General features: G+C 41.2%; 10 protein-coding genes and 1 pseudogene. 6 read left to right on the forward strand and 5 right to left on the reverse strand.

Annotated elements, in window-relative coordinates; all coding sequences use genetic code 11:
* Positions 1–60 precede the first annotated feature (60 nt).
* Both HYB91_RS08825 and HYB91_RS08830 read right to left on the reverse strand, forming a co-directional pair.
* On the reverse strand, positions 61–1086 hold the full coding sequence (locus HYB91_RS08825; protein WP_002682092.1) for a formylglycine-generating enzyme family protein: 1026 nt from the start codon (positions 1084–1086) through the stop codon (positions 61–63).
* Positions 1083–1622 carry a hypothetical protein gene (locus tag HYB91_RS08830; RefSeq protein ID WP_193328954.1) on the reverse strand — a complete coding sequence of 180 codons (540 nt, stop codon included), beginning with the start codon at positions 1620–1622 and terminating at the stop codon, positions 1083–1085. The genes HYB91_RS08825 and HYB91_RS08830 overlap by 4 nt, the downstream gene beginning before the upstream one ends.
* Before the next feature lie 266 nt (positions 1623–1888).
* On the opposite strand from HYB91_RS08830, the pseudogene HYB91_RS08835 reads away from it, so the two are divergent.
* From HYB91_RS08835 to mnmG, 3 genes and pseudogenes are all read left to right on the forward strand, one after another.
* A pseudogene (locus HYB91_RS08835) lies at positions 1889–2237 on the forward strand (hypothetical protein); the annotation flags it as partial.
* Between the two features lie 131 nt (positions 2238–2368).
* The gene (locus HYB91_RS08840; RefSeq protein WP_002682090.1) at positions 2369–3661 is read left to right on the forward strand and encodes a M18 family aminopeptidase; all 1293 of its coding nucleotides are present in this window, start codon (positions 2369–2371) and stop codon (positions 3659–3661) included.
* A gap of 15 nt (positions 3662–3676) precedes the next feature.
* Positions 3677–5563: a tRNA uridine-5-carboxymethylaminomethyl(34) synthesis enzyme MnmG gene (gene mnmG, locus HYB91_RS08845; RefSeq protein ID WP_253719478.1), complete on the forward strand. Its 1887-nt coding sequence runs from the start codon at positions 3677–3679 to the stop codon at positions 5561–5563.
* Between the two features lie 451 nt (positions 5564–6014).
* On the opposite strand, the gene HYB91_RS08850 is transcribed toward mnmG, so the two are convergent.
* Positions 6015–6191 (reverse strand): YegP family protein, encoded by a 177-nt coding sequence (locus tag HYB91_RS08850; protein WP_002677201.1) that lies wholly within the window; start codon positions 6189–6191, stop codon positions 6015–6017.
* 43 nt (positions 6192–6234) lie between these two features.
* The gene (locus tag HYB91_RS08855; protein WP_002677200.1) at positions 6235–7896 is read right to left on the reverse strand and encodes a UDP-N-acetylmuramoyl-L-alanyl-D-glutamate--2,6-diaminopimelate ligase; all 1662 of its coding nucleotides are present in this window, start codon (positions 7894–7896) and stop codon (positions 6235–6237) included.
* 72 nt (positions 7897–7968) lie between these two features.
* Between HYB91_RS08855 and HYB91_RS08860 the strand changes: the two genes are divergently transcribed.
* The gene (locus HYB91_RS08860; RefSeq protein WP_044909823.1) at positions 7969–8619 is read left to right on the forward strand and encodes a CAP domain-containing protein; all 651 of its coding nucleotides are present in this window, start codon (positions 7969–7971) and stop codon (positions 8617–8619) included.
* Between the two features lie 3 nt (positions 8620–8622).
* On the opposite strand, the gene fabZ is transcribed toward HYB91_RS08860, so the two are convergent.
* Positions 8623–9054, reverse strand: a complete 432-nt coding sequence (gene fabZ, locus HYB91_RS08865) for a 3-hydroxyacyl-ACP dehydratase FabZ (RefSeq protein WP_002670104.1) — start codon at positions 9052–9054, stop codon at positions 8623–8625.
* Between the two features lie 408 nt (positions 9055–9462).
* Between fabZ and HYB91_RS08870 the strand changes: the two genes are divergently transcribed.
* Both HYB91_RS08870 and HYB91_RS08875 read left to right on the forward strand, forming a co-directional pair.
* Entirely contained in the window at positions 9463–10131 is a 669-nt protein-coding gene (locus tag HYB91_RS08870) for a TetR/AcrR family transcriptional regulator (RefSeq protein ID WP_002672140.1), read from the forward strand.
* Positions 10132–10459: 328 nt separating this feature from the next.
* Positions 10460–12196 carry an ABC transporter ATP-binding protein gene (locus HYB91_RS08875; protein ID WP_002677196.1) on the forward strand — a complete coding sequence of 579 codons (1737 nt, stop codon included), beginning with the start codon at positions 10460–10462 and terminating at the stop codon, positions 12194–12196.

Here is a 12196-nt window from a genome sequence, read left to right on the forward strand (position 1 = left end):
TTAAACCACCGGCATCCGTGCCGGTTGTGAAATTTACGCCCTTTTATATTTTTCAGAGCCTCACGGTCGGCAAGCCACACGGAAGCCGAGAGCGTCGCCCTTCCCATAAGGGGTGCTGTAGTTTCGAAGACCTACAGTGCAGAACTTCGCCTCACAGTTCCAACGGCCGCCGCGTACAACACGGCCGGGGCCCGACGTAGCACCTTGAGGATCAGAAACCTCTCCTGCTACTATGCTGGCATACCAATCAAAACACAATTCCAAGACATTTCCTGACATGTCATGTAAACCGAGAGCATTCTTCCGTTTTTTTCCTACAGGATTGGTTTTACTACCTGAATTACCAGAATACCATGCAACCTCTCCCGTTTCAGCCGTGTCCCACTTGTCTGTTGCTCCGCTTGCACTGTACAGTTTGGTCAGCCATACATCGCCGTATTGAACCGCATTTGTTTCTACACTTCCCTGCCAGCGGGCAGCATACTCCCATTCGGCTTCGGTTGGAAGGCGAAAGCCTCTTTTCTTCATATCGGCATAGGCAGCATCGCAAGCAGCCCCGGCTGAGTCCCTTGAGTCTTTTAATACGGTAGAATCGCTTTTGCGGTATACGCATTCATTTTCATCCATCTTCATTTCCGTATAAGCATTACACCACACAATGCAGTCCCGCCAGCTTACTTTAGTTACAGGTTGTTCTTTGTCATTTCCGGTTCCGGAACTGCCTTTTGTCCCCGGATGAGCAAACTGATACCCTTTTCCAGTAGCCCAATCATAGACTTCTTTCCAAAGTTTATAGGTTACCTCTGTCTTGCCCAGCTTGTAGGGGCTTAATTTTACTTTGCGGCCGGCAATAAATACGCCCTTCCACTTAGCTTCATTTCCGGGTAAGGTAGCGGGGTCAGGCTCAACGCCTGCGATGCCGTTTGCAGGCGGGATTATTTTTACAAAGTCGCCTGCATCTTCAAAAGAGCCTAGATCAGGCTTTACTGTATCATCCTCAACCAACATCTTTTTTAAAAAAGGGTTTGTACAAGATAAAACCGATACCAAAAGTACCGCTAAAAATATAACTAAAGTCTTTTTCATATTCTAAATCCTCCGCTTATTCCGGCGGCCCATATTACAGGATAACCGCCTCTTATGTAGGGCTCTATAAAAAAGTTTTTTACTGTAAAACGGTAGCCGAACGCCGCTTCCCCCAAACCGAACACAAAGGGTTTTGAAGCCTTGCGGTTCCAGCCTAAGGAAAGGCCTCCTTCCGCTTGGAAAAAAAAGCCCGAATCTACTTTTTTTAATTTTTCAAAGTCATAAAAATTCCAACGGAACAAAAGCGCCGTATCAAGCAAACTATATCTTTTAAATCCAGTCGAATACAAAAGCTTTGCTCCGGCCGAAAACCTGCCGACCTTTACCCAATCAGGCAGAACAACCATTCCGTAAAGCCCCGTGCCCAAGGCACAGTCTTTCGGCACATTCATATTTCCTTCAAGCAAAAGCCCCAAAGACCAATGAAGCCGGTCTTTTTGCATCTTAGGCTCCTCATTCGTTTCTTGAGCAAAAAGAAATAAACCTCTTAAAAATACCATAACAAAGAGTGCTGCTTTTATGCAATTCTTTTTCATACTATAAATATATCAAACAAAAAAACTTAAAGTCAAGGGTCAAAATATCAATTTTGTTAAATTTGTAGAATAATTAGTTTAAGTATAAAAAACTATCAATCAAATTAGTCACATAAATTCGTCACAAATTTTTTATAATTTACTCTTTTTTTCAAATAACTCTTATAAACATAATGGGGAGAGGGAATTTAAAAAATTAATAGGAGAAAAGAAGTGGTAAAAAGATTTGAAGATTTAACATTGCAAGACGATTTCATGTTTTGTAAGATAAAAATATATCTTTACACGATGGAACAAAAAAGGTTACAATAAACGCAGAAGCCTTTAATGATACTAAAAATAAGGAATTAAAGGAATTTTTAGAATACCTTAAAACAGGTAAAGCAAAGAGTAAATTTACAAGGAGGATAGACGCTATGATACAAACAATAAAAAATAATGAACAAGCAAGACAGGAATACAGATTAATGTCTACTTTTGAAATGGATGCTATTGGATAGAGGAGCTTATAAAACTAAGAGAGAAACAGCTATACTTATGAAACAGCGAGGCTATCCAACTTCTGAAATTTTGTTAATGACAGGCCTTCCCGAATCAGAAATAGAAAAACTGTAATTTTTTACTTTAACATAGTAGATGTTTATCGTAATTATACCGCACTTACAGCATTTTTGTAGGGGAACGCATTGCCTTGAATTCCATATTCTGATATAATCCTCAATACATCAGAATAAGGAGCTTAGAATATGAAAAAAGCGGAAGCGTTGATGAAATTCATCGACAAAAGCCCATCGGTTTACCATGCAATAAAAAATGCAGGCGAATTTTTAGAAGCAAAGGGCTTTGTTCATTTAAACAGAGAAGACACATTTGAGTTAAAGCCTCAAGGAAGATATTTTGTAACAAATAATGGAAGCGCTTTAATAGCATGGCAGATGCCTAAGTCGGGCAATGCCGAAAACGGTTTTAGGATTGTAGGAAGCCACAGCGATTCTCCTACTTTCCGAATAAAGCCCAATCCCGAAATTAAAGTAAACAATCACTATCTAAAACTAAACACAGAAGGTTACGGAGGGGTAATCCTTTCAACATGGTTTGATAGGCCCCTTTCGGCTGCAGGAAGGGTTATCATAAAAACCGGCGATCTTTTAAAACCCGAAGTAAAACTTATCAACTTTGATAAAAACCTTTTGACAATTCCGAGCCTTGCCATTCACATGAATAGGGAAATAAATGACGGCTATAAATTTAACAAGCAAAAAGACACCCTCCCGCTAATCGCTTTAATAAACGAAAAACTTGAAGAAAAAGGCTTTTTGATGAACCTTATCGCCGAAGAAGCCGGAGTAACGGTTGACAAGATTTTGGACTTTGACCTCTACCTCTATGACAGACAGCCCGGCTGCTTTATCGGAGCAAACGATGAGTTCTTTTCTGTAGGAAGAATAGATAACCTTGGAATGGCCTGTGCCTCCATCGATGCCCTAGGCGATGCCCTCCCTTCAAATTTTGTGCAGGTTGCCGCTATCTTTGACAACGAAGAAGTCGGCTCAAGGACAGCCCAAGGAGCGGGCAGCCCCTTCCTCCACGATACATTGCAAAGAATAATCGTAAGCACCTCAAAGGGAAATGCTTTTGAAGAATTGCAAAAAGCCTTGGCTAAATCCTTTTTAATCTCTGCGGATCAGGCACATGCCCTTCATCCCAACTATACGGAAAAAAACGATATTACAAACTTCCCGCTTATGAACAAGGGGCCCGCAATTAAGGTAGCTGCTTCCATGAGCTATACTACAGACGGCATATCGGCTGCAATCTTTAGGGATATCTGTGCAAGGGCAAAGGTTCCCTGTCAAAACTTCGTAAACCGCTCCGATATGGCCGGCGGCTCGACGATAGGCCCGATTTCCGTTTCTAACCTTAACATAAAGAGTGTCGATATCGGAAACCCCATCCTGGGTATGCATTCGGTGCGTGAATTGGGAGGCACCGAAGATCAGGAATATATTACAAAGGCCTTTGCAGAATTTTACAAATAAGAGTTTTACAAGAAAATGTATAGATTTTCCGATTATGATGTAATCGTCGTAGGTGCAGGACATGCAGGCATTGAAGCCGCCCTAGCTTCCGCCAGAATGGGGGAAGCTGTCCTGCTGATTACCCAGACTCTCGACAGCGCGGGCCGCCTTTCATGCAATCCTTCGATAGGCGGCATCTCCAAGGGAAACATAGTCCGCGAGATAGACGCTCTCGGCGGCGAAATGGGGAAACTTGCAGATGCCTCGATGATTCAGTACAGGCTTTTAAACAAGAGCCGAGGGCCGGCAGTTCAGGCGCCGAGGGTTCAAGCCGACAAATTTCTTTATTCTCAACTGGCAAAGCACGCAATAGAGCTTGAAAAGAACCTCCATGTTTTTCAGGACACCGTTATCGATATAGTTTCCTCAAACACAAATGAATCGGGTTATGTAGAAAAGGGATGCATTCAGTATGTAAAGACGGAAAGAGGTAGGGAATTTTCGGCTAAGGCGGTAGTCCTTGCGACCGGCACCTTTATGGAAGGCAAGATTTACATAGGCGAATACGAATCTCCCGACGGAAGGCTTGGCGAAAGAGCAGCCATAGGCCTCGGCCCCGCCCTTGCAAAGAAGGGCTTTACCGTGGGCAGACTTAAAACGGGAACGCCCATGCGTATCCTCCGCCGCTCCTTCGATTCTTCCCTTACCGAAGAGCAGGAAGCCGATGAGATTATGCGTCCCTTTTCTTTTGCAAATGCGGAAATACACAGGCCCTATGCAAAATGCTATATAACTCATACCAATCAGGAAACCCACAATATAATAAGGGAGAACCTTCACAGGGCAGCCCTTTTTTCGGGCAAAATTACAGGAACGGGAGCCCGCTACTGCCCCTCCATCGAAGATAAAATTAAAAAATTCCCCGAGCGGGACCGCCACCATGTCTACATAGAACCGGAAGGCTTAAACACGGAAGAGCTTTATATAAACGGGCTTTCTTCCTCTCTTCCCGAAGACGTGCAGGACAGAATGATAAGAACCATTCCTTGCTTTAAGGAGGTAATAATTACACGTCCTGCCTATGCCGTAGACTATGCCTATGTTTCGCCGATCCAGCTTTCATCGGATCTTCAGACACGGCGGATTGAAGGCCTCTTTTTGGCAGGGCAGATAAACGGAACCTCGGGTTATGAAGAAGCCGGAGGCCAGGGCATAATCGCCGGTATAAACGCAGCCCTTTTTTCACGCTCTCTAAAATTTAAAGATGAAAAATATATTCCCTTTGTGCTAAAGAGGGATGAGGCCTACATAGGTGTTATGATAGACGACCTTGTAACTCAGGGAGTGGATGAGCCTTACCGAATGTTTACGGCCCGTGCAGAATACAGGCTGAACCTCAGGCATGACACGGCCGATGAAAGGCTCACGGAAAGGGCTTATCAAATAGGGCTTCAAACCAAGGAGGCTTCTGACCGCCTAAAGGAAAAACTTTTAACCAGAGAAAGAATAATATCGCTATGGAAGGATATAAAGATTACGAGGGAACTCATTGCAAAAAATCCCGAACTTAAAAACCATATCGGGAAGAGCCTTGCCGATGCCCTCCATGACCCTCAAGTTTCCCTTGAATGTATATGCTCAATAGATGAAAATTCCAAGGATTACAGCGCAGAACTTTTGGAATCGGCCGAGCTTGAAATAAGGTATGAACACTACATCGCCGTTCAAAACAGGAAGATAGCCAAGGTGAAACGTATGGAAAACACTAAAATTCCGGCCGACTTTGACTATGATGCAGTTTCCGGCCTTTCTACCGAGTCGAGAACCCGCCTAAAAGAAATACGCCCCGAAACCATAGGGCAGGCAAGCCGAATTAGGGGGATTAGGCCTTCGGATATTATGTTGTTATCCATACTCTTATAAATAATTTAGGGGAAAGGACAAACCCCCGTTCAGAGCAGGGGTTTTTCCCTTCCCCTATAACCCCATCCCTTTTCCTCGCGCTGCTTAGGGCTATGCCCTAAGAACCCGGACTATTGTGCAATGTTTAAATACGTTCTTTAGTTAAGTATTAAAAACAAATGATTTAAGCAAATTTAAAGGTTGGGATATGCAAAGTAGTATAAAAATATATTCTGCAAAAAGCACGACTGCGGGTGTTTTTTGTTCGTGCCTTGTATCTGCCTCGCCTATTTACAAGAGGCTGATTCAAAAATTGCCAAAGGACTTGCCGCCCTTTGGAATCCGGCATTGTTACGAAGTTTTCGGTTTATTCTTTAGACAAGGTAAAAAAAATGGATTGGGATAAATTTAAAGGGGCTGCCGTAAATAGCCTAACTTTTAAGACAGCCCGTGGGATTAAAAATCAGTTGTTTTAAACTTCAACAACTGTAGCATCAGGTGCATTTTTGCGCACGGATTCTATGCCGCTTAAACAACCGGCTTTTGATTCATAAGCTTCACCTACAGCAATTACTTCACCGTTTCCTGCTTTTAATCTAAAGCGGAATTTGTTTGATTTGTCTTTGTAAATTTCAAATTTTCCTGCCATAATAGACTCCTTATAATTATGTTACTGTTATTGTATCCAATATTTACGGATTTGTACAGTCTGCGTCGATTAATAATTTTCTTGCCGTTGTTTCTTCATCGTAGGGCATGGTTCTATCTTTAAAGATGATGGAGTTTTCGTGTCCCTTTCCCAAAAGGAGGACTGCATCGTTTTTGTCGGCAAGACTGAAAGCTTTTTTGATTGCAGAGGGGCGGTCGGGGATTATAAAGAGTTCTTCTCCGCGTTTTTTTTCGGGACAGCCCGCGGCTATCATTTCCAAAAGTTCAAGAGAGTCCTCCCCGCGAGGGTCTTCGTCTGCAAGAATTACAATATCGGAATATAGGGCTGCAATCCTTCCCTGTTCGGGTCTCTTTTTTACATCTCTTTCTCCGCCTGAACCGAAAAGACTTATAACCTTCCCTCCCGATTTTTTTATGCGTTCTTTTATTGAAGGAAAAATTGTCATAAAGGAAGAAGGGGTGTGAGCATAATCGATAAGCACTTCAAAATCCTGTCCCTCATCTATCAGCATCATTCTTCCCTTTACAGGTTTTACAAGAGGAAGTTTTTCGATTATGCACGCGATATCAAGGCCCGTAATTCTTTGTACTGCCAAGACCGAGGCGAGAATATTTTTTACATTAAAGATTCCTGCAAGTTTTAATTCGCACCCGTATTCTTTTTTTGAGGAAAAATCGCAAAGCGTAAATTTAATTCCGCTTGAAGACTCTTCAATATTCTTTGCAAAAAGGCCTTCATATTCTTCAATTTTTTTTAGGTCTTTAAGCTCGGTGCTAAAAGGGTAGACATTTTTTTGAGTTGCTTCCATAAAATAAGGAGCGGACGGGTCTTCATAGTTTACTATTCCGAATATGGGAAATCCTTTTCCCTGATTTTTATCCAGAGCTCTAAAAAGGTTTGCCTTGTCATATCGGTACTGCTCAATGGTTCCATGAAATTCCAAGTGCTCCTGAGTTACATTCATAAAAACACCTGCATCAAAAATCACATCTTCAAGACGGGCAGTCCTAGGGGAAAGACCGTGCGACGAGGCTTCAACTACGGCATAGCTGCAGCCTGAATCCCTCATTTGAGCCAGACGCAGCTGAACGACATTAGATTCGGGAGTAGTCTGATGTTCCGGGTTCGGAATTACATTTCCGTCTATGGAATATTCGACGGTAGAAAAAAAGCCGGCTTTTTTCCCGCAAAGGTTTAAAAGCTGAAAGATAAAAGAAACAGTGCTGCTCTTCCCTTCGGTTCCGGTAACACCTATTACGCCTAGTGTCCTTGACGGTTCATCATAAAGAAGGGCAGAAACCTTGGACATGGTTTTGCGCACATCGTTCACCTGAACAAAACAAATTTCATCACAAGAATGATTATTTAAATCTCCCTCATAAAAAATACAGACGGCTCCGTTTTCGATTGCAGAATTTATAAATTTTTTCCCGTCGGTATGAATCCCGGGCAGAGCAAAAAAGGCGGACCCTTTTTTTAAGTCCGTCTTATCGTCATAACTGTAAGCCCTAACCTTACGTGAATCATACTCTACAGAATTGATAAGAGATTTATCGTTTCCAAAACAATTTACAACTTCAATAGCTTTGATGCATTCCGCAATCGATTTTGTGTATTCCATGTTAAAAAGTATAATTGATAAAATAAAAATTATCAAGTAATATTGATATAAGACATAATTCATGCTATAATTATTCGTTTAATTTGTTTTATTCAATTATGGTAATTATACATTTAATTTTGCGGAGGTAAGGATATAAAAAACAAGTTATTTGCACTTTGGCTCTTTGCAATCTTTATTTTGTTAAGTTCATGTGAAAATCTTTTTTTAGGTAAACCCAAAAATGTTCATATTGTAAATGAAATTCTAACTGAACTTAACAGAGTGAGAAGTGACCCTAAAAAATATGCAGAAGAGGAGCTTAAGCCCCGACTGAAATATTTTGACGGAAAACTCTATAAAGTTCCGGGACAAATTCCTTTACAAACAAATGAGGGGGCACCGGCAGTACAAGAATGTATTGATGTTTTGATAAATACAAACCCCATGGAAACTTTAGCGCTTGAAAACGGCCTGTGTCTTTCTGCCCAGTGGCTTGCCGATGACCAGGCTAATACGGGAAAAATAGGTCATAACGGCAGCGATGGGTCTTCTCCGTTTGACCGTATGAACCGTTATGGAAAGTGGCTTATAAAGGCAGGTGAAAACTGTGCATACGGCACTAAAACGGGGAAAGAAATTGTAGCACAGCTTTTAATCGACGATGGAGTTATGAACCGTGGACACCGCAAAAATATTCTCAACCCGATATTTAAGAAGGTAGGTATCGGTTATAACGATGAGGGCAAAGCCCCCTACGGTGCCGTAAGCGTTATGGACTTTGCAGGGGGCTATGTTTCAAAATAGGCTTTAAGCTTCTTTGCCGACGAGGCACATCCATTCGGCTTCGGCGGCAAGGGTGTCTCCTACATAAGCCTTTCCTGCCTGTTTAATCATTCGGGGAGATACACGTAAATTTGTAACCTCCATTCTAACCTTGTCGCCGGGCTTAACCTGAGATCGGAATTTAACCTTATCGACTGTAGCCAAGAAAAATAAAGAGCCTTCTTCAAAAATCTTTTGAAAACTCAAAGCAGCTCCTCCGGCCTGTGCCATTGTTTCTACAAGGATAACTCCCGGCACAACAGGGTATTCGGGGAAGTGCCCCTTAAAAAAGAATTCGTCTTGGGTAAAGACGTGTTCGCTCACACTACCGTTTTCGTCAGCGCTGATAATCTCGTCCACAAACAAAAAAGGCTTTCTGTGGGGGATTAAGCTTTCAATATCTTTTGTAACACTCATATATTTCTCCTTATCTTCCATAAAAATAATATCTTAATATGGCAATCAATATTTGTAATACCTCAATTTTACACAAAATACCAAGATTAAACAAGGACTACAAGGAAACGTATCGACTTTAAAGGATTTAATCAAGATTGGTATTTTTCCGTTATCTATTTTGTAGGATTTTTTGTATGTCAAATTCATGAACTGAAGAAAACTGATTGATGGTAAAAGTTTGGCCTGATATTACAGTAATTACGGCATCGAGTAAAACATATTTAGATTTCATTTTGGAACAGTTATCGGAATAATAACACTGCTCGATGTTTCCTTTTCATATCCGAATTTTGCATTATGATAATTACCCCTGCTTGACATTTTCAGCTCTTTTTAGTAACATTGTTATTGATTAGTAGAAGGGTTATGAAAAATATGGATAACAATACGGAAAAGATATTCGCCGATAAGGATGAGCTAAACACACGGACAAAAATTTTGCATGCGGCAAAGCAGGAATTTTTGAACAAGGAGTTTGCAGATACTAACGTGCGCGCCATCGCCGAAAAGGCAGGGGTTACGACAGGGGCGCTATATAACCTTTTTGATAACAAAGACGGCATATTCGAAGCTCTTGTGAGCGGCGTGTTCGACGAATTCTTAGACATAGTAGCGCATCGCGATGTATTCGACGCTGAAAATTTCGGTATGAAAACAAGCGATCTTTCAGCAATTATCGAACTATCGCAACGCCGGTTCTTAAAAATGGTGGATTTTTTTTACGATAATTGGGATGCGATGAAACTGATTGTCTGCTGTTCGAAGGGAAGCTCCTATGAGCGCATTTTTGATAAAGCAATCGATTTAATCGACCGTAAAACACTTCAATGGCTGAAACAAGACGGCGTTAAACTGTCGCGTCGCATACGGTTTTTTATTCACGTCATGGTAACGATCAGCTTTGAAAATTTAAAAGAGATTTTTTATCATAACTTAAAAAAAACAGAAGCAGTGGATTATGTGCTCGATTTTAACGTATACCATTGCGCCGGCTGGAAACAATATTGGATGGAACAAGTAAAGGGTAATGGATAATTTGTAGTTGGTAATGAAACTATTATTCCGACGATTAATTCCGTGAATAAGCCTTTTGCAAATAGACGGTGCAGATACGATGCATGAGCAAAAATTACCCGCAGGTGTGTTGAAAAGCGTACCTCCGTGTACACTTTTCAACGACGAGTTTTTCTAACGAAAAACTTGCTACTGCTTGGCACTACCGCCATCCGTGGCGGTTCTGATACGGTGATTATGTATATTTTAGCAACGTCATAGAGGTTGCTTATGATAAATGGAATAAACATTTTTGAAAATAGGTGGAGCAGATGCCCGCATATTTTCAAAAAATAAAGGAGGTGTCACTGTGGACACATACAAAAGATTATTGAAATATACACCTGAAAAAAAACACTGCGTGTATATTTCCATTATTTGCTCCGCTTTAGGCGTTGCTTGCCAAATGGGAGCATTTTGGTACTTATGGAAGTTTTTGTACGCCTTTTTGGTTACAAAAAGCGTTACGGACGGATCGTTTTATGCAACGGTGATTGTAGCTCTTATGCTCGGCTACTCGGTTGTGTATTTCGCGTCCCTATGGGCATCGCATGTCTTGGGTTTCCGTCTTGAATCGAATTTACGAAAAGAGGCAATCAAACATTTGATGAATGCATCCTTTGCTTTTTTCGATATAAACAATTCGGGAAAGATTCGCAAAATCATCGACGACAACGCGCAGGAAACGCACATGATTGTCGCTCACCTTATTCCCGACAACGTAGCCGCCCTTCTTACTCCGATTTTAATGTTCGTCATTGTTTTTATGGTAGACATAAAACTAGGTATCTTGCTTAGCATTATCGCGATAATCGGCGGTGTGCAGATGATGTTTATGATGGGCAATAAGAACTTTATGCAGAAATACATGGCAGCCTTGGAAAGGATGAACAGCGAAGCGGTGGAGTACGTACGCGGTATGCAGGTTGTAAAAATCTTTAATAGCACGGTAGAATCCTTCAAATCGTTTTACACGGCAATTATCGACTATTCCGATTTGGCATACAAGTACACGCTCAGCTGCCGAAGCCCTTATGTTATGTTTCAAGTGCTGTTCAATTTGTTTGCCGCCTTTACAATCCCTGCAGCAATTTATTATATGAATAAGGGTGCGGACGGAAATCTCATCATCGCAAAAATAGTATTTTATGTATGTTTTACAGGAATTCTCTTTGCTTCTTTTATGCGTGTTATGTATGTCGGCATGTACAACTTTCAGGCGAAGAGCGTTGTAGACAAACTGGAAAATCTTTTTACCGAAATGAGCAAGGATAACATAACCCACGGAACTGAAGAAAAATTCGACAACTTCGGTATTGAATTTAAAAATGTTTCGTTCGGTTACAATGAAGAAAAGATTTTGAAAAACGTGAGCTTTAAACTTGAACCGAATAAAACCTATGCACTCGTAGGATCATCGGGCGGAGGAAAGAGTACAATAGCAAAACTTATCTCAGGTTTTTATAGAATAAATGAAGGCGAAATTCTAATCGGCGGAAAAAATATTGCCTCGTACTCCAAAAACGCCTTAATGAAAAATATCGCCTTTGTGTTCCAAACATCTAAACTTTTTAAAACCAGTATTTTTGAAAATGTTAAAATGGGAAATAAGGATGCAAGCGATGAAGAAGTGATGAACGCACTCCGCCTTGCCAGATGTGAAGACATCTTGGATAAGTTTAAAGATAGAGAACACACTTTAATCGGCTCAAAAGGCGTACATTTATCCGGCGGAGAAATCCAGCGTATTGCAATCGCCAGAGCCATTTTAAAAAATGCGGACATCATTATTTTGGACGAAGCTTCAGCTGCCGCCGACCCTGAAAACGAATACGAGATTCAGCAGGCCTTTTCCAATCTGATGAAAAACAAAACGGTAATCATGATTGCTCACCGCTTAAGCTCGATTAAAAATGTCGATGAAATTTTGGTTGTCGAAGACGGAAACATAATAGAACGAGGCAGCGATAAAGAGCTTATGGAAAAAGGCGGAAAGTACAGCAAGCTGCAGAAACTGTATTCTAAGGCAAACGAGTGGAGAGTGTAA

The organism is Treponema sp. B152 (assembly GCF_024181665.1).
GTDB lineage: Bacteria > Spirochaetota > Spirochaetia > Treponematales > Treponemataceae > Treponema_B > Treponema_B denticola.